The sequence below is a fragment of the Sphingomonas sp. CFBP 13603 genome, from assembly GCF_014892665.1.
GTDB lineage: Bacteria > Pseudomonadota > Alphaproteobacteria > Sphingomonadales > Sphingomonadaceae > Sphingomonas.
On record NZ_JADBIA010000012.1, the window covers coordinates 48,371 to 65,399 of the forward strand.

Annotated in this window: 16 protein-coding genes and 1 other RNA gene; 4 read left to right on the plus strand and 13 right to left on the minus strand. The window is 66.0% G+C overall.

Annotated features, from left to right (window positions below):
- Positions 1-110: 110 nt before the first annotated feature.
- Complete coding sequence (locus IFR23_RS16560) at positions 111-2,630, minus strand: penicillin-binding protein 1A (protein ID WP_192976846.1); 2,520 nt, start codon at positions 2,628-2,630, stop codon at positions 111-113.
- Between the two features lie 399 nt (positions 2,631-3,029).
- On the opposite strand from IFR23_RS16560, the gene hrpB reads away from it, so the two are divergent.
- Positions 3,030-5,558, plus strand: coding sequence for an ATP-dependent helicase HrpB (hrpB, locus tag IFR23_RS16565; protein WP_192976847.1), 2,529 nt, complete (start codon positions 3,030-3,032; stop codon positions 5,556-5,558).
- Positions 5,559-5,567: 9 nt separating this feature from the next.
- Positions 5,568-5,849: an ETC complex I subunit gene (locus tag IFR23_RS16570; RefSeq protein WP_056051595.1), complete on the plus strand. Its 282-nt coding sequence runs from the start codon at positions 5,568-5,570 to the stop codon at positions 5,847-5,849.
- A gap of 86 nt (positions 5,850-5,935) precedes the next feature.
- On the opposite strand, the gene IFR23_RS16575 is transcribed toward IFR23_RS16570, so the two are convergent.
- Genes IFR23_RS16575 through IFR23_RS16590 form a run of 4 tightly spaced genes read right to left on the minus strand, consistent with a single transcriptional unit; the run spans position 5,936 to position 8,568 of the window.
- Positions 5,936-6,439 (minus strand): NUDIX hydrolase, encoded by a 504-nt coding sequence (locus IFR23_RS16575; RefSeq protein WP_192976848.1) that lies wholly within the window; start codon positions 6,437-6,439, stop codon positions 5,936-5,938.
- Positions 6,436-7,101 (minus strand): TPM domain-containing protein, encoded by a 666-nt coding sequence (locus IFR23_RS16580; protein ID WP_192976849.1) that lies wholly within the window; start codon positions 7,099-7,101, stop codon positions 6,436-6,438. The genes IFR23_RS16575 and IFR23_RS16580 overlap by 4 nt, the downstream gene beginning before the upstream one ends.
- A gap of 1 nt (position 7,102) precedes the next feature.
- Positions 7,103-7,960, minus strand: coding sequence for a TPM domain-containing protein (locus tag IFR23_RS16585; protein WP_192976850.1), 858 nt, complete (start codon positions 7,958-7,960; stop codon positions 7,103-7,105).
- Positions 7,961-7,971: 11 nt separating this feature from the next.
- Entirely contained in the window at positions 7,972-8,568 is a 597-nt protein-coding gene (locus IFR23_RS16590; RefSeq protein ID WP_192976851.1) for a LemA family protein, read from the minus strand.
- Positions 8,569-8,671: 103 nt separating this feature from the next.
- On the opposite strand from IFR23_RS16590, the gene mscL reads away from it, so the two are divergent.
- A complete protein-coding gene (mscL, locus tag IFR23_RS16595; RefSeq protein WP_056065888.1) occupies positions 8,672-9,142 on the plus strand; it encodes a large conductance mechanosensitive channel protein MscL in 471 nt (156 codons plus the stop codon).
- 147 nt (positions 9,143-9,289) lie between these two features.
- Here mscL and IFR23_RS16600 read toward each other — a convergent pair whose 3' ends face one another.
- A complete protein-coding gene (locus IFR23_RS16600) occupies positions 9,290-9,721 on the minus strand; it encodes an RrF2 family transcriptional regulator (protein ID WP_107954747.1) in 432 nt (143 codons plus the stop codon).
- Positions 9,722-9,843: 122 nt separating this feature from the next.
- On the opposite strand from IFR23_RS16600, the gene ssrA reads away from it, so the two are divergent.
- Positions 9,844-10,199, plus strand: a transfer-messenger RNA (tmRNA) gene (gene ssrA, locus IFR23_RS16605).
- Between the two features lie 72 nt (positions 10,200-10,271).
- Here the strand turns inward: ssrA and IFR23_RS16610 are convergent.
- The 7 genes from IFR23_RS16610 to rbfA all read right to left on the minus strand — a co-directional run bounded on the left by IFR23_RS16610 (position 10,272) and on the right by rbfA (position 16,984).
- Positions 10,272-11,003 carry a hypothetical protein gene (locus IFR23_RS16610; RefSeq protein WP_192976852.1) on the minus strand — a complete coding sequence of 244 codons (732 nt, stop codon included), beginning with the start codon at positions 11,001-11,003 and terminating at the stop codon, positions 10,272-10,274.
- A gap of 137 nt (positions 11,004-11,140) precedes the next feature.
- Positions 11,141-11,521: a response regulator gene (locus IFR23_RS16615; protein WP_192976853.1), complete on the minus strand. Its 381-nt coding sequence runs from the start codon at positions 11,519-11,521 to the stop codon at positions 11,141-11,143.
- A gap of 119 nt (positions 11,522-11,640) precedes the next feature.
- Positions 11,641-14,058, minus strand: coding sequence for a polyribonucleotide nucleotidyltransferase (gene pnp, locus IFR23_RS16620; RefSeq protein ID WP_192976854.1), 2,418 nt, complete (start codon positions 14,056-14,058; stop codon positions 11,641-11,643).
- Positions 14,059-14,250: 192 nt separating this feature from the next.
- Complete coding sequence (gene rpsO / locus IFR23_RS16625) at positions 14,251-14,520, minus strand: 30S ribosomal protein S15 (protein ID WP_055881152.1); 270 nt, start codon at positions 14,518-14,520, stop codon at positions 14,251-14,253.
- Positions 14,521-14,538: 18 nt separating this feature from the next.
- On the minus strand, positions 14,539-15,564 hold the full coding sequence (truB, locus tag IFR23_RS16630; RefSeq protein WP_192976855.1) for a tRNA pseudouridine(55) synthase TruB: 1,026 nt from the start codon (positions 15,562-15,564) through the stop codon (positions 14,539-14,541).
- Between the two features lie 147 nt (positions 15,565-15,711).
- On the minus strand, positions 15,712-16,287 hold the full coding sequence (locus IFR23_RS16635; protein WP_056051578.1) for a thymidine kinase: 576 nt from the start codon (positions 16,285-16,287) through the stop codon (positions 15,712-15,714).
- Between the two features lie 307 nt (positions 16,288-16,594).
- Entirely contained in the window at positions 16,595-16,984 is a 390-nt protein-coding gene (gene rbfA / locus IFR23_RS16640) for a 30S ribosome-binding factor RbfA (protein ID WP_056051571.1), read from the minus strand.
- Positions 16,985-17,029: the final 45 nt, after the last annotated feature.

The following is a 17,029-nucleotide window of genomic DNA, read 5'->3' on the forward strand; positions in this document are numbered from 1 at the left end:
CCCGACGGAGGCCGGGGAAATTTCGTCGTCCCAGCGGAGGCCGGGATCGCCGTCCCAAGCGAGCGGGGCGGGTCTCCGGGGGGCGCCAGGATGACGTCTATATAAGCGCGCTAGTAGATTCCGCCTTGTCTTTGCAAGAAATCGCTGTCGCGCGGGGCTTCGGCCTTCTTGACCGCGGTCGTCGTCGTGGCAGCCGTAGGGGCGGCATCCGAGCGTCGCGCCGCACGGCGCGGTTCGCTCTCGGGCTTGAACGCTTCCCAGATCACTGCGGGCTTGGGATCGCTGGTGTCGGGCCAGGTGCCGTAGACCGGCCGGCCGCTACCGCGATCGATACGCACCATGCGGATCCCGGCGGGGGCACGGAACGGCAGCTTGGGTAGATCCTCATACGCCTTCACCGCGAACTGCTTGAAGATCGGCGCGGCGAGCGTACCGCCCTGTGCCGCGCCACCGAGATTCTTGGGCGTGTCGAAGCCGATATACAGCCCGCCGACGAACTGCGGCGTGCCCCCGACGAACCACACGTCGGTCGGGCCGTTGTTGGTGCCGGTCTTGCCGAACATCGGCCGGTCGAGATCGCGCAACGTCACGGCAGTGCCGCGCTGGACGACGCCTTCGGTGATGTGGACCATCTGGTACGCGGTCATCGCATCGAGCACCTGGCGCTGGCGCGTAATCGGCCGCGGCATCGGCTTGCCGTCCCAGTCGGGCGCATTGCAGCGATCGCAGGGCCGCCAGTTCTCCGGCCAGATCACCTTGCCGTGACGATCCTGGACGAAGTCGATCAGCGACGGCGGGCCGCCCTTGCCGTTGTTGGCGAGGATCGAATACGCGTTGACCATCCGCCCGACGGTCGTCTCGCCGGCGCCGAGCGCGTAGGAGAGATAGGGCGCGTAATCGCCGACGCCCATCTTCTTGATCGTCGCGACGACCTTGGGCATGCCGGTCTGCGCAGCGGCGCGCACGGTCATCAGGTTGCGCGACTGCTCGATACCCCAGCGCATCGTGTGCGGGCCGGACCCGCGAGAATTGCCGAAGTTGCGGAAGCATTTCTGCCCGAGCCGCGCGCCCTGATAGACGCAGAACGGCCCGTCGACGATGATCGACGCGGGGGTCATGCCGTTGTCGAGTGCCGCAGAATAGACGATCGGCTTGATCGTCGAACCCGGCTGGCGCATCGCCTGCGTGGCGCGGTTGAACGCCTGCAACCGGTCGTCGAAGCCGCCCTGCATCGCCAGCACGCGGCCCGACGCCGGCTCCTCGACGACGAACGCGCCTGAGACCTTGGGGATCGCCCGCAGCGAGAACTCTCCGCCGTCGGGCGCTACCGCGATGATATCGCCCGTCTTGATCGCGCCGAACGCGTTGCCGCCCTTGCCGCGTACCGGCATCTGCGCGGCATAGCGCGGCAGCGTGCCGGTCTTGCCGGTGCGGAAGCCCAGGCTCCAGGCATTGCCGTCTTTGCCCGTCACGATCGCCGCGACCCAATCGCGGTAATCGAGCGCGATATTGCTGTTGAGCAACGGCTGGAGCCAGTTGTCGTCCTCGATCTCGACATGACGGATGGGACCGTTCCAGCCGCGCCCGCTGTCGAACCGCACCAGACCATCGCGCAAGGCCTGCTGCGCGAGATCCTGCAACTTCGCGTCGAACGAGGTCCGCACCCACAGCCCGCCCGAATAGACGCTGTACGGGCCGTCCTTCGCGTTCTCGCCGAACTTCGCCATCAGCTGGCGACGGACTTCCTCGACGAAATAGCCGCCGACGCTCTCGAATTTCGGCGTGCGGCGCATCACCGCGCCGAGCGGCTCGGCATTGGCCTGATCATGCTGCGCGCGCGTGATGAACCCGTTGTCGAGCATCCGGTTGAGCACATAGTTGCGCCGGATCATCGCGCGCTCGGTGTTGCGCACCGGATCGTAGTTCGACGGACCCTTGGGCAGGATCGCGAGATACGCCATCTGCGCGAGATCGAGCTGGTCGAGCTCCTTGTCGAAATACGCATGGCTCGCGGCCTCGACGCCGAACGCGTTCCGGCCGAGCGCGATCTGGTTGAGATACAGCTCGAGGATCTGCTCCTTGGTCAGCGTATCCTCGATCTTGTACGCCAGCACCGCCTCGCGCAGTTTGCGCGACGGCGAATAGGCGTTGCCGATCAACAGGTTCTTGGCGACCTGCTGCGTGATCGTCGAGCCGCCCTTGGCGCGCTTGCCGGTGCCGAGCTTGGTCGCATAATCGTACACCGCGCCGGCGAGGCCGGGATAATCGACGCCGTGATGCTCGAAGAACGACTTGTCCTCGGCGGCGAGGAACGCCTTCACGAGCAGCGGCGGATATTCGGCGTAGCTCAGTTCGACGCGCCGCTCGCGCGCATAGGAATGGATAGGCGCGCCATCGATCCCGCGGACGTTGGTCGGCAGCGGCGGCTCGTAGGTGCGCAGCGTATCCACGGAGGGGAGGTCGCGCATGACCGCGAACCAGAACGCGAAGATCGCGACGAAGCCGAGCACGACCAGCACCAGCGCCGCCTTGGTCCACCGACTCGCCCACGCGCGCGAGACCCTGCCGCGCAGCCGGTCGGAAGTGCGGCCTGTCGCCGTCGTCGAGGTGGGGGAGGGATCGGACGCCATGATTACTGGCGCAGCGTCTAGCAGGTTCGCGGGCGCTTGCCAGCCTTCGGTGGGATAGGGGCGGGGGCAGCTGTCGCAACGTGTTCGGCAGCGATCAACTCGTCTGGTGCCCGGCCCGTCCGGATATGCGCACCACCCCGGCGGAGGCCGGGGCCCAATTGGAGAGGTGGCAATAACGGAGCGCAACGGCCTTCACCGCCGTTTCCCAATTGGACCCCGGCCTTCGCCGGGGCGGTGCTGTTGGCGGGTAGGTAAGCCATCGACGTCCGTGAGCTCGAACGATCCTCCCCCTGGCGGGGGGAATCGAAAGCGCGCAATCGTTGGTTTGAACTCGCACCCTCCCAAGGACCGTCCAAGCAAAACCTGTCGCCAACCCCGCTACTGTGGCAGCAGGCGCGCATGACCCCGCCGCCGCTCCCGATCCTAGCCGTACTGCCCGACCTGCTCGCAACCTTACGCGACCGCACTTCCGCGGTCCTCGTCGCCCCCCCAGGCGCCGGAAAGACCACCGCAGTAGCGCCGGCCCTCCTCACCGAACCCTGGTGCACCGGCGAGATCCTCCTCCTGTCCCCACGCCGCCTCGCCGCGCGCGCTGCCGCCGAACGCATGGCCTTCACCGCGGGCGAACCCGTCGGCCAGACCTTCGGCTACGCCACCCGCATGGACAGCAAGCGCTCCGCCGCCACTCGCGTGACGGTCATCACGGAGGGCATCTTCGTCGCCCGCATTCAGGCCGATCCCGAACTCGCCGGCGTCTGCGCGGTGCTGTTCGACGAAGTCCACGAACGCAGCCTTGACGGCGATTTCGGCCTTGCGCTGGCGCTCGACGTCCAAGCCGGCTTTCGCCCCGACCTCCGCATCGTCGCGATGTCTGCAACGCTCGATGGCGCGCGGTTTGCTGCGTTGATGGACGGCGCCCCCGTCATCGAAAGCGAAGGCCGGAGCTATCCCCTGACCCTTCGCCACATCGGTCGCCAAGCCGAACTACGCATCGAGGACTCGGTCGCTAGCGCCATCCGCCGCGCACTCGGCGAAGCGGAGGGCGGCGTGCTCGCGTTCCTCCCTGGCGTCGCGGAGATCGAACGGACCGCCGACCGCCTCGCCAATTTGCCCGACGACATCGTCCTGCACGAACTTCACGGCAGCCTCGACCCCGCGGCCCAGCGCGCCGCGATCCTCCCCGAGCCGGATGGTCGGCGCAAAGTCGTGCTCGCCACCAGCATCGCCGAGACCAGCCTGACGCTCGACGGCATCCGCATCGTCGTCGATTCCGGGCTCGCGAGACGCCCACGCTACGACCGCGCCGCCGGCATGACGCGCCTGGTCACCGAGCGCGCGAGCCAGGCCGCGGTCACGCAACGCGCCGGTCGTGCCGCGCGGCTAGGGCCGGGCATAGCGTATCGCCTGTGGGAGGAAGCGGCGACCGCCGGCCTCCCGCGCTACGATCCCCCCGAAATTCTCGAAGCGGACTTGTCCGCGCTGGTTCTCGCTTGCGCGTTATGGGGTGTCGGCGACCCGCGCGACTTGCGCTGGATCGATCCGCCTCCCGCAGCGGCGATCGACGAGGCGATGGCGCGGCTGACGACGCTAGAGGCGATCGAGGACGGCCGGCCGACCTCGCACGGCCGCGCGATTGCCAAGCTGCCGATGCCGCCGAGACTGGCGCACATGCTCCTACGAGCGGGGGAGCGCGGGTTGGCAAATGTAGCGGCGCAAATCGCCGTTCTGCTCGGCGAGCGCGGCATCGGCGGCCAAGACGTCGACCTGGAAACCCGCCTCCGCCGCTGGAAAACCGAACGCGGTTCAAAGGCACAGGCCGCAAGAGCGATGGCCGATCGCTGGGCGAAACTTGCTCCCCCGCCCGCCTGCGGGAGGGGGCTGGGGGGTGGGCTCGCGCCATCCTCGTCGCGCGACGTCGAAACCGGGCGCCCACCCCCCAACCCCCTCCCGCAAGCGGGCGGGGGAGCAGAAGTGTGTGTCGCGCTCGGCTTCCCTGATCGCGTCGCGCGACGGCGAGACGCGTCCGGCGAAACCTGGGCCTCGGTCGGCGGCCGCGGGTTCAAGCTCGACCCGACCTCGCCGCTCGCCCGCTCCGAATGGCTCGCCGTCGCCGACACGCAGGGCTCGGCTGCCGGCGCGCGCGTTCTCTCGGCCGTGGCGATCGAGCAGGCGACCGTCGAGACCCTCTTCGCCGATCGCATCGAATCCCGCCGCACCGTGACGTTCGACCTGGCGACGGGCGGCATTCAGGCCCTCCGCGAACGCCGCCTCGGGGCGATCCGTTTGTCGAGCGGTCCCGACAGCGGCGCCGACCCCGACGCGATCCTTACCGCGCTCATCGACGGCGTCCGCGAGCACGGCCTCGTGCTGCTACCGTGGAGCGACGGCGCGCAAGCGCTGCGCGACCGTGCCGCCTATGCCGGCGTACCGCTCGACGACGCGACCCTTCTCGACCGCGCCGACGAATGGCTAGCCCCGCTCCTGACCGGCAAACGCCGACTCGACGCGATCGCCCCCGGCGCGCTTGCCGAAGCGCTGCGCAACCTGCTCGGCTGGGACGCGATGCAGACGATCAACCGCCTGGCCCCGCCGGATTTTACCAGCCCCGCCGGCAGCACTCACGCGATCGACTACGCCGCGGAAGGTGGCCCCCGGGTCGAACTCCGCGTGCAAGCCTTGTTCGGCCTCGCGGTCCACCCGGTGATCGGCGAGGCCCGCGTACCGCTGGTGCTGAGCCTCACATCGCCCGCCGGCCGTCCGATCCAGACAACGCGCGACCTGCCCGGTTTCTGGGCAGGCAGCTGGACCGCGGTGGCGAAGGAAATGCGCGGGCGCTACCCCAAGCATCCGTGGCCCGACGACCCCGCCGCGGCGTCCGCCACGCTGCGCACGAAAAAGGCGGATGCAAGGGCCGCCGGTTCGCGATAAGGGGGGCTCATGCCAACCGCCCGTATCTTCCAGCGCCCCAAGAACGCCATGCAGTCCGGCAAGCACCGGACCGACGCCTGGCAGCTCGAATTCGAACCCTCGGAGCCCAAGCGCCCCGACCCGCTCACCGGCTGGGCCGGCAGCGGCGACACCCGCGATCAACTGCGCCTGCTGTTCCCGACAGCCGAAGCGGCGATCGCGCACTGCGAACGCGAGGGCTTCGGCTACACCGTCGTCCCGGCGCCGCAGAAGACGCTGAAGCTGCAGAGCTACGCGGACAATTTCAAGTAAGCCGAGGGGGCGTCCCATTAACTTGTTCTCCCGCGAAGGCGGGAGCCCAGTCTGGGTCCCCGCCTTCGCAGGGAAACAAGTCTTGGTTAGAGAATCGATCCTGCCAGGATCAGCAGCATCTTCGTATCGATCGCCACGCCAGCCGCCCGCTTCTCGGCCACGAACGCCGGCACGTCCGCCAGCGGCACCCGGTGCACGGTGATGTTCTCGTCACCATCGCCGCCGCCATCGCTCACCTTCGTCAGCCCGGTCGCGCGGACCAGCGTGAAGCATTCCGACGTCATCCCGGGCGACGAATAGAACACCCCGAGGTCCTCGATTGCCTTCGCGCGGTATCCGGTCTCTTCCTCCAGCTCGCGGCCGGCCGCTACCGCGACGCTCTCGCCCGCGGTTTCGTCACCGACCAACCCGGCCGGCAGTTCGAGACAAGCGCGGCCTAGCGGCACGCGGAACTGCTCCACCAGGATCACGTCGCCGTCGTCGATCGCGACGATCACCGCCGCCGCGATCTCGCCCTGGCGCGCCGCGAATTCCCACGTGCCTTCGGTCTGCACGGTCAAGAATTTCCCGGCCCATACGGTCTTGCTCATAGTTCGATCAGCCTGTCCGGAAGTTCGTTCACCGGCGCACCGGTCCGCGGGAAATGCTCGGCCAGCACCGCGCCGATCTGCGCGACTGCGTCCGCCATGCCGTCGGCGGGGCGATCGTCGCGGACGCCGGCGAGCACGGCGGCCATCGCCGCCCCCCAGGTTTCGTTCGGCACGCGCGAGTGGATCGCGTCGTCGGCGATGATCTCCGCGCGGTGCTCGGCGAGCGACAGGTACAGCAGCACGCCGGTCGAGCCTTTGGTCCGCTTCTCGGCACCCGCACGGAACAGGATCAGAGCCCGCCGCCGCACGCGCCGCGCCTTGGTCGCACCCGGGGTCAGCGCAAGCCGCGCTGGTGTCCACGCCAGCACCAGCCGCACGGCCAGGAACACCAAAGTCACCAGCACGAGCGCGACCACGTACAGCGCACCCTGCGGTGCCGCCTGCCAGGGATCGACCAACGCGTAGATATGGTCCGCCGCGACCGGGTGATACGCGAGCAACGCCAGCGTCAGCAGCATCGCCAGCACGCCCCAGTGCATCGACACGTCGTGATAGGCATCCGACTGGCGCGCGACGATCGTGACGATCTCGCCGGTCGTCGCGGTCTCCGTCTGGGTGACCGCCGCCGTGACGCGATCATGGTCGGTGTCGCTCAATCGCATGTCACCATCCCCCCGATGCGCCGCCGCCGCCGCCGGATCCACCGCCGCCGCCGCCAAAACCACCGCCGCCCCAGCCGCCGCCGCTATCGCCGCCGCCGCCGCCCCAGCTTCCGCCGCCGCCATTACCGCCGCCACGAGTCATCGCGTCGGCGATGCTCCACAACACGATCGGCAAGGCCCCACTGCCACCGCCCCGGCTGCCGCCATCGACGTAATGCTTCCCGCCCGCGCGGCGCGAGATCATCGGAATGACGATTGCCGCCAGGACGATGCCAAAGAAGATCAGCCCGACCGGCACGCCGCCGCCGCCTGAGTTCGAACGACGATGCGTCTTGTCGTACTCCGCCGCCGCAGCCGTAACCTTCGCGCGCGCCTCCGCATCGGGCAGCGCGAGCTGGTCCGCCACCGCGTTCGTCCCCGCGACGATGCCGCCGGGGATGTCGCCCGCCTTGAAACGCGGCAGGATCTGCTGGTTGATGACGACGCTGGAGAACGCGTCGGTCAGCACCGGCTCGAGCCCATACCCGACCTCGATCCGCACCTTCCGGTCGTTCGGTGCGACCAGCAGGATCGCGCCGTTGTTCGCATCCTTCAGCCCGACGCCCCAGCTCCGCAGCAGGCTATTGCCGTAATCTTCGATCGGATAGCCTTCGAGATCGGGCACCGTCGCGACCACCAGCTGGTTGCCGGTCGACTTTTGCAGGTCGTCGAGCCGCTTGGTCAGCGCCGCTTCCTGATCGGGCGGGATGACGTTCGCCGCATCGACGACGAAGCCGGTGAACTTGGGAAGCGTCTGCGCGGTAGCAGCATTGCTTCCCAGCAACACCGCGAACGCGAGCGTCAGGAGGTGGCGGAGCATAGGGCCCCCGATCAGCTCGCGTTGCCGAAGTTCACCGTCGGCGCGGTCTCGGCACCCGGCGTGGTCGCGGCGAATGGCACAATTGGCTTGGCGCCATAGAAGATCTTCGCGCCGACCGCGTCGGGGAAGGTGCGGATCTTGGTGTTATACGCCTGCACCGCGCCGTTGTAATCGCGTCGTGCGATCGTGATGCGGTTCTCGGTGCCTTCGAGCTGGCTCATCAGCGTGGCGTAGTTGCCCTGGCTCTTCAGCTCGGGATACGCCTCCTGCAAGCGCTGGAGCGATACGCCGACCGCACCCTGGACGCGCTGATACTGCTCCATCTTCGCCGGATCGGAGAGATCGGCGGCCGATACCTGCACCGAGTTCGCGGCGGAGCGCGCCTGCGTCACCTGGACGAGGATGTCCTTCTCCTGCGCCCCCGCGGCCTTCACGGTCGCGACGAGGTTGGGGATTAGGTCGGCGCGGCGTTGATAATTGTTCTGGACGTCGGCCCAGCGTGCCTTGGCAGTCTCTTCCGCGGTCGGAATGCTGTTGATCCCGCATCCGGCCAGCGCCGATGCGAGGAGGATCGCGGCGGTACCGCGGGCGATTGGGGCACGTGACATCGGGGCTCTCCTGAATACCTGTGTCACCCTCATAGGACAGTCCGCAGGGTTGGCGAAACCGAAATCGATGGTTAGCGTCGGTGGGGCAACAGAGGGGGCGTAGATGCTCAAGGAATTCAAGGCGTTCATCATGCGCGGCAACGTGCTCGATCTCGCCATCGCGGTGATCATCGGCGCGGCGTTCGGGAAGATCGTCACGTCGCTGACCGACGACGTGCTGATGCCGGTGATCGGCAAGATCTTCGGCGGGCTCGATTTCTCGAGCTATTTCTGGCGGATGGGGCCGGTGCCGGCGAACTACGCAGGCTCGCTCAGCGATTACGCGGCGTTGAAGAAGGCGGGCGTGCCGCTGCTCGGCTATGGCGCGTTCGCAACGCAGCTGGTCAATTTCGTGATCGTCGCGGGTATCATCTTCATGATCCTGCGCGTGGTGAACCGGACGGCGGCGTTGATCGAGCGCGAGACGGCGCGGTTGAAGCGCGAGGAAGAGGCGGTTGTCGTCGCACCTGCGCCTGAGCCGGTCGAGATCGCGCTGCTTCGCGAGATCCGCGACGAGTTGAAGGCGCGGGGGTGACGTACCTGTCCCTCTCCCCGCTGGGGAGAGGGAGGGAGGAGCCTTGGGCGACGGAAGGGTGAGGGGCGTGAGGCTCGGGACGGGATCCCAACTCCCCCTCATCCGACGCTGCCGCGCCACCTTCTCCCCGAGGGGAGAAGGATAGGGTTACGCCGCTACCAGTTCCTCGGCGTTCGCATCCGCCAAGCTGGTGCCGTCCAGAATCCGCGCGGTCTCGTCGCGCACGCGCATCATCGCAAAGCGGATCGCACAATCCGCCTCGCTCTTGCAGTCGAGGCACGGCCGGTATGCGGTCCGGCTCACGCACGGCACCAGCGCCAGCGGCCCCTCGATGATCCGGATGATCTCACCCAGCGAAATCAGATGGCTCGGCCGCGACAGGCGGTAGCCGCCCATCTTGCCGCGATGGCTGTGCAACAGGCCGGACTCGCGCAGGTCGGCGAGGATCAGCTCGAGGAATTTGCGCGGCACGTTCGCCTCAGCGGCGATGCGGGTCATCGGGATGGGAGGGCCACCGGCGGGGGCGCCGCCAAGGAAGATCATCGCGCGGAGCGCGTAGCGGGAGCGCTGCGTCAACATAATGCAGGTTGCTATGCACGCGCTTTGTGGCGAGCGGAAGGCGGTTTGGCACGCTGTGTGCTAACCCGTTAGCGATTTATCCGGGGAGGGCGCTGCCACGGCACCAGTCTTTTCATTTGGCCGGGCTTTTCAGATCGATGCAGCCCCCCTATATCGGTGTTGCCGTCGGGGGAATCTTCTCTTGGCGGCTATGGCGATAAACCGTGGCGTGTCATAGACACAGCGGACCCGGGGGCAGTACCCGGCGACTCCACCACCGCCCTCTTCGCGAGAGGGGGACGATGACGGGGTCGAACTAGGATCGACGTGTGTTCAACGACGCTATGTTTCGCTCGGAATGGGACCACCGCAACGGCCCATACACAAGTGCCAACGATAACGAAGCACTCGCAATTGCCGCATAACTGACGGTCTAACGACCTAGGTTATACGGACGAAAGCGCGGTTCGGGCCACACCGGGCAACAGAAGTGGACACCAGCGGTACGGGGGGCACCGAGCAACAGAAGCTCCCCACTAACCCAATATTGGCGCCGATCATGCAGCCCCGATCACGCGGCAAGGCGCTCGACCAGTCGCAGCACCGGCGGGCTGAAGCCGAGCGGGCCGACCAGAACGTTGGTCAAGACCAGCACGCCGCCACCCCAATAATAGGCCGGATGTATCTTCCCGCGTAGGCGCAGGTCGAAGATCATGCCTGCGATGACGAACACCGCCATCGACGCGAACACCGCGAGCGGCGCGAACTGGCCAAGCAGCGGCATCGGCAGGATCCGCCCGAGCGCCGGCGACATGACCAGAATCGTCCCGCACAGCATCAGGCGCTTGTGCCACGCCGCGTGTTTCCGCAGCACAATCGCCCAAGCCGTCAGGATGCCGAACCCGATCACCCCCAGGACGTCGAGCACGAGGAAAATACCCGGTGGGAAGAACGGCGGTACGCGGTGCTGCTGGATCGCTGCGACGGTGGTGACGATGCCCAGCACGACCATCGACGCTGCGATAACGGCGCCGAGCAGGCCCAGCCGGCGGTGTCGGGTGATCGATCCCCGGACGATCAGCCAGTTCTGCACGACATAGAGGATGATCCACGCCAGGAATGCGGCGGCATGCAAATGAACTTGGCCGGGCAGTTCGAGAAACGTCCAATTCATCCGAGCGGCATTCAGCGTGAAGCCGAAGATCACCGTGACGGCGATCACCATCGCCATGCCGAGGAAGAAGCGGCGCTCGCTCGCGACCATATTCCGCTGCGTCGGCCGTGTAATATTCACCGATGCCATTAGGCCGCCCCTGCGAGTCGATGCTCAAGAGGCGGATGATGATCCTAATAATAAGGATCGGCAATACTTGAGATTAACAAGGAGTGCTGGGAGTAGTCGATGTCAAATGCCGGTATAATCTTCGTCATGGCGGTCGCTCAAAGCTGTAGAAGCTTGCTCAGTTGCGCACCGGTATAGGGTTTTTGTACGAATCTCGCGGCTTTGGGCAGCGCGTCGGTCGTGCCGTTATCGACCCCCGACGTGACGACGATCGCGATATCGGGACGTCGGGCATGCACCGCATTGGCAAGGTCGATGCCGTTCAGAGCTCCCGGCATGCGGACGTCGGTGAACAGGGCGGCAATATCCGGGCGCTCTTCGAGCTTGACCAGCGCGTCGGCCGCATTGCTGGCCTCGACGACTTCGTAGCCGGCATCTTCCAGCGCGAGGTTGGAGTGAACCCGGACGAGAGCGTCGTCGTCTACGACGAGAACTACGGACTTGGAATTAGCGGTCATACCGGTTTGAACCTTCGGCATGGCGCTCCGTTCCGGGTTTTCCGCCGTGTGGGTCAAACAAAGCGGCAGGGAGAGCCCGACATGAGAAAGGGGCCCGGTTTCCCGAGCCCCTCGATCATTTGCCGTTAGGCGGCAAAGGCTTAGTCGCGATCGCCGGTCAGGAACGCCGGCGCGAACTCGGGAGCCTTGTCGCCGTCGGTGCGTGCGGCACGCTCGCCGCCGCCGTTTCCGCCGCCGTCACGACGCGGGCCACGGCCACCGCCGTTGCCGCCTGCATCACGGCCACCGTCGCCGTCACGACGCGGGCCACGCGAGCCACGATCGCCGCCGCCGCCTTCGCCGCGCGGGCCACGACCACCGCCGTTGCCACCAGCATCACGGCCGCCATCGCCATCACGACGCGGACCGCGCGGACCACGATCGCCACCCTCGCGTGGCTCACGTGCAGGACGCGTGTCCTCAAGCTCTTCGCCGGTCGTCTGGTCGACGACACGCATCGACAGGCGTACCTTGCCGCGCGGGTCGATCTCGAGAACCTTGACCTTGACCTCCTGGCCTTCGGTTAGGGCGTCCGAGACCTTCTCGACGCGCTCGTTCTTGATTTCGGACACGTGGACGAGACCGTCCTTGCCACCCATGAAGTTCACGAACGCCCCGAAATCGACCAGGTTGACGACCTTGCCGTCATAGACCTTGCCGACTTCGGCTTCCTCGACGAGGCCCTTGATCCACTTGATCGCGGCTTCGATCTGCGCGGGGTCGGACGACGACACCTTGATCACGCCCTCGTCGTCGATGTCGACCTTGGCGCCGGTCTGCGCGACGATCTCGCGGATCACCTTGCCGCCGGTGCCGATGACTTCACGGATCTTCGACTTGTCGATCTGGAAGCTCTCGATGCGTGGTGCGTGGGCGCTGAGTTCCTCACGGGTGTGATCGAGCGCCTTGGCCATCTCGCCCAGGATGTGCGCACGGCCTTCCTTGGCCTGCGCCAGCGCCTTGCCCATGATCTCTTCGGTGATGCCGGCGATCTTGATGTCCATCTGCATCGTGGTGATGCCCTCGGACGTGCCCGCAACCTTGAAGTCCATGTCGCCGAGGTGATCCTCGTCGCCGAGGATGTCCGACAGAACCGCGAAGTTCTTGCCCTCGAGGATCAGGCCCATCGCGATGCCCGACACCGGACGCTTCAGCGGAACGCCCGCATCCATCATGCTCAGCGAACCGCCGCAGACCGTCGCCATCGACGACGAACCGTTGCTCTCGGTGATGTCGCTGAGAACGCGGATCGTGTACGGGAACTCTTCCTTGGTCGGCAGCACCGGGTGCAGCGCGCGCCATGCGAGCTTGCCGTGACCGACTTCGCGACGACCCGGCGCACCGAAGCGACCGACTTCACCAACCGAATAGGGAGGGAAGTTGTAGTGCAGCATGAAGTTTTCGTAGCTGAGGCCGTTCAGACCATCGATCATCTGCTCCGCATCGCGCGTACCGAGCGTGGTGGTGCAGATCGACTGCGTCTCACCGCGCGTGAACAGCGCCGAGCCATGCGTACGTGGCAGGAAGTGGACCATCGCCTCGATCGGACGGATCTGCGTGGTGGTGCGGCCGTCGATGCGGGTGCCGTCCTTGAGGATGGCGCCGCGGACGATCTCCGCCTCCAGCTTCTTCATCAGCTTGCCGGCAGCCATCTGGTCCTGCGGCGAGGCATCGGCGAACGCCGTCTTGCCCTTTGCACGAGCCGCGTTGAGCAGGTCAGACCGCTTGGACTTGTCGGTCACCTTGTAGGCAGCCGCGATGTCCTTGCCGATCAGCTTCTTCAGCTTGTCCTTGGCAGTCGAGAGATCAGCCTGCTCGGCCATTTCCCAAGGATCCTTGGCAGCCTTCTCGGCCAGATCGATGATCAGGTTGGCGGCTTCGCGGCACGCCTTGTGAGCAAACTGCACGGCGCCGAGCATGATCTCTTCCGAAAGCTCCTTGGCTTCCGATTCGACCATCATCACGGCCTGGCCGGTGGCGGCGACGACGAGGTCGAGATCGCCAGCCTTGGCTTCCTCGAGAGTCGGGTTGAGGATGTACGCGCCATCGACATAGCCGACGCGTGCCGCGCCGATCGGGCCCATAAACGGTACGCCCGAGATCGTCAGGGCTGCGGAGGCCGCGACCATCGCGAGGACGTCCGGCTCGTTCTCGCCGTCATACGACAGAACCTGGCAGATCACGTTGATCTCGTTGTAGAAACCCTCTGGGAAGAGGGGACGGATCGGGCGATCGATGAGACGGCTGGTCAGCGTCTCCTTCTCGGTTGCGCCGCGCTCACGCTTGAAGAAGCCGCCGGGGATGCGGCCGCTCGCGGAGAACTTCTCCTGGTAATGGACGGTGAGCGGGAAGAAATCCTGCCCTTCCTTGACGGTCCGTGCAGCCGTCACGGCGCACAGAACGACGGTCTCGCCGAGGGTGGCGAGCACTGCGCCGTTGGCCTGGCGCGCAACGCGGCCGGTCTCGAGCGTCAGCGTCTTGCCGCCCCACTGGGCGCTTACGGTCTTGGTATCGAACATTCTTTTTCCTTCACTCCAAACGCCAGATGCGTTTGGGGCCTATGTGCGGGCTTAGCCGGCCCGCGGCGGTGTGGAGCGAGTTGTCGCTCCTTGCCAGTCCACCGAATTGTGTCCTGGCGTTTGCCTCCGCGCGAAATGCGCGGAATCAAAACCCTATATACGAAAACGGCCCCCCGAGGGGAGCCGTTCGTGTTACTTGCGGAGACCGAGCTTCGCGATCAGATCCAGATAGCGCTGGCCGTCCTTGTGACGGAGATAATCCAGCAGCGTCCGGCGCTTGTTGACCATCATGAGAAGACCACGACGCGAGTGGTTGTCCTTCTTGTGGCCCTTGAAATGCTCGGTCAGGTTCTTGATGCGCTCGGTCAGGATCGCGACCTGGACTTCCGGCGAACCGGTGTCACCCTCGGCGCGCGAATGCTCCTTGACGAGCTCGGTCTTGCGTTCAGCGGTAATCGTCATGAATTCATGTCCTCGACATCACAGATTGAAACCGCGAACGACCCGGACGTCTCCGTCCTCGACCTCGACCAGCGCGACCGGGACAGCGTCCAGTTCGGCGAAGTATTGGCCATCGTCTGCGGCGATCCCGGCCAAGATACGCCCCTGTCGGAGCGCCCCTGCCTGGTCGGGGGTGAGGGAGAGAGCCGGGATGTCGTCCAGCGCCACCCTCAAGGGCAGAAGTACATCTTCAAGCGCGGAGGCCTTAGCGAGTTCGTCCAGTTTGTCCAGCGATATCGCTGCGCTGAGGTCGAAGGGACCGGCTTTGGTCCGGCGGAGCATGGTGACGTGGCCGACGGTGCCGAGGGCGATCGCGATGTCGCGGGCGAGGGAGCGGATGTAGGTGCCCTTCGACACATGCGCGGTAAGCGTGACCTCCTCAAGGGGAGTGTGGGGCAGGGGCGCATCCTGCAATTCCTCCCCGGCACGGGGAGGGGGACCGCCGTCCGCTTGGACGGGGGTGGAGGGGGGCTCGCCACCAACGGTACGCTCGCGGAAGCCCCCCTCCACCAGCTGCGCTGGTCCCCCTCCCCGTACCGGGGAGGATAGCGAATGGATCGTCACATCCCGGCTCGCGAGCACCACCTCATGCCCAGCCCGAGCCAGATCATAAGCCCGCTCTCCATCCACCTTCAGCGCGGAGTACGCCGGCGGCACCTGAGAAATCGGCCCGGTAAACTGCGCCAGTACCGCCTCGACTGCGGCCATAGTAGGCCGAACGTCCGAGGTAGCGATGCTCACACCCTCAGCATCCAGCGTATCCGTCTGAACCCCGAACATCACCGTAAAATCATAGATCTTGTCGCTATCGAGCATCCGCCCGGCCAGCTTGGTCGCCTCCCCGACAGCGATCGGCAGAACCCCGGTAGCGAGCGGATCGAGCGTACCCCCGTGCCCCACCTTGAACTTCCCATACCCGCCATTGCGCAACGCACGCTTCACCGCCGACACCCCCTGCGTCGAGCCAAGCCCCAGCGGCTTGTCGAGAATGATCCAGCCATGCATGTGCGTAAGTCCTAGAATTTAATTGAGGCGGGAGCGGCCACCCATCTACTTCGTCATCCTGACGAAAGTCAGGATCCAGAGTCATGTCCGCTACGGTTCGTAACTCTGGATCCTGACTTTCGTCAGGATGACGGGGAGGGGAAGAGCCTACCCCAAAGCCTCACAAAAATGCCGCCGACACAGCGCGACATACCGGTCGTTCCCGCCAATCTCGGTCTGCTGCCCCTCGGCAATCGCGCGGCCACTCCCGTCGACCCGCAGGTTCATCGTAGCCTTGCGGCCGCACCCGCAAACCGACTTGATCTCCACTAGCGAGTCCGCCAGCGCCAGCAACCGCGCCGAGCCAGGAAACAACGCCCCCTGGAAGTCGGTCCGCAACCCGTACGCCAGTACCGGAATGCCAACCACGTCGCAGATATGCGCGAGCTGATCGACCTGCGCCGAAGTTAAGAACTGCGCCTCATCCACCAGCACGCAAGAAATCGCGTCCTCGCCGTGCTGCCGAACCACGCACGCCCCGATATCCGTCCCCGCATCGAACGCGATCGCCGGCGCCTCCAGCCCGATCCGCGACGTGATCGTCCCCGCCGCGAACCGGTCGTCGATCGCCGCCGTGAACAGCATCGTCCGCATCCCCCGCTCGCGGTAGTTGAAGTCCGCCTGCAACAGGTTCGTCGACTTCCCCGCGTTCATGGAGGCGTAGTAGAAATACAGCTTGGCCATGGGGGCAAAGAGCGGGAAGGCGGGCGGATGTCCAGACCCGTTTCCATTCCCGTTCGTCCTGAGTAGCTGCTGAGCTTGTCGAAGCGGCGTATCGAAGGACAGGTTGGTAGGCGGAACCTATGCTTCGATACGAGCCCTCGATACGCTTCTGCGAAGCTACTCGGTGTCTACTCAGCACGAACGGAAAGGGGGGCGGGGGCGCGAGGAGCGGGAGGGGTCTGGGAACCGGATGGGGTGGGCGAGGTATTGCAATCGACCCGCCACCCGCCTGACTCGCTGCAACTGGGGCACTAAACGGCGGCCAGTATCAGTCTTCGGTCAGATCCCGCGCGACGTGCGGATCGCGCAACAACTGGTCGATGTGCGTGCCCTCGTCGAAGCTCTCGTCTGCGAGGAATTTCAGCTTGGCGGCATACCGCATCTGCACCCGGTTCGCGACTTCGCGCTGAAGGTAGGCGGTGTTCGTTCGCAGCGCCTTCAGTACCTTCTCCTCGTCCTTGCCGAGCAACGGCTTCACGAAGACGGTGGCGTGGCGGAGATCTGGCGACATGCGGACTTCGGTGATCGTCACGAGATGCTTTTCAAGCACCGGATCGTGGACGTCGCCGCGCGCTAGGATGTCGGACAGCGCATGACGCGCCTGTTCGCCGACTCGCAAGGAGCGGACGGCCTTTGCTTCTGGGGTATCGGTCTTCATCTTAAGCTCCCTCTCCCCCTCGGGGAGAGGGCGGGGGTGAGGGGC

What these genes read in the sequence shown, in the direction of transcription:
- IFR23_RS16635 (WP_056051578.1), bottom strand. Translation starts at nt 16,287, where the DNA reads ATGGCCAAGCTGTATTTCTACTACGCCTCCATGAACGCGGGGAAGTCG.
- rbfA (WP_056051571.1), bottom strand. Translation starts at nt 16,984, where the DNA reads ATGAAGACCGATACCCCAGAAGCAAAGGCCGTCCGCTCCTTGCGAGTC.
- truB (WP_192976855.1), bottom strand. Translation starts at nt 15,564, where the DNA reads ATGCATGGCTGGATCATTCTCGACAAGCCGCTGGGGCTTGGCTCGACG.
- IFR23_RS16600 (WP_107954747.1), bottom strand. Translation starts at nt 9,721, where the DNA reads ATGTTGACGCAGCGCTCCCGCTACGCGCTCCGCGCGATGATCTTCCTT.
- IFR23_RS16575 (WP_192976848.1), bottom strand. Translation starts at nt 6,439, where the DNA reads ATGAGCAAGACCGTATGGGCCGGGAAATTCTTGACCGTGCAGACCGAA.
- mscL (WP_056065888.1), top strand. Translation starts at nt 8,672, where the DNA reads ATGCTCAAGGAATTCAAGGCGTTCATCATGCGCGGCAACGTGCTCGAT.
- IFR23_RS16590 (WP_192976851.1), bottom strand. Translation starts at nt 8,568, where the DNA reads ATGTCACGTGCCCCAATCGCCCGCGGTACCGCCGCGATCCTCCTCGCA.
- IFR23_RS16615 (WP_192976853.1), bottom strand. Translation starts at nt 11,521, where the DNA reads ATGCCGAAGGTTCAAACCGGTATGACCGCTAATTCCAAGTCCGTAGTT.
- IFR23_RS16570 (WP_056051595.1), top strand. Translation starts at nt 5,568, where the DNA reads ATGCCAACCGCCCGTATCTTCCAGCGCCCCAAGAACGCCATGCAGTCC.
- rpsO (WP_055881152.1), bottom strand. Translation starts at nt 14,520, where the DNA reads ATGACGATTACCGCTGAACGCAAGACCGAGCTCGTCAAGGAGCATTCG.
- pnp (WP_192976854.1), bottom strand. Translation starts at nt 14,058, where the DNA reads ATGTTCGATACCAAGACCGTAAGCGCCCAGTGGGGCGGCAAGACGCTG.
- hrpB (WP_192976847.1), top strand. Translation starts at nt 3,030, where the DNA reads ATGACCCCGCCGCCGCTCCCGATCCTAGCCGTACTGCCCGACCTGCTC.
- IFR23_RS16560 (WP_192976846.1), bottom strand. Translation starts at nt 2,630, where the DNA reads ATGGCGTCCGATCCCTCCCCCACCTCGACGACGGCGACAGGCCGCACT.
- IFR23_RS16610 (WP_192976852.1), bottom strand. Translation starts at nt 11,003, where the DNA reads ATGGCATCGGTGAATATTACACGGCCGACGCAGCGGAATATGGTCGCG.
- IFR23_RS16580 (WP_192976849.1), bottom strand. Translation starts at nt 7,101, where the DNA reads ATGCGATTGAGCGACACCGACCATGATCGCGTCACGGCGGCGGTCACC.
- IFR23_RS16585 (WP_192976850.1), bottom strand. Translation starts at nt 7,960, where the DNA reads ATGCTCCGCCACCTCCTGACGCTCGCGTTCGCGGTGTTGCTGGGAAGC.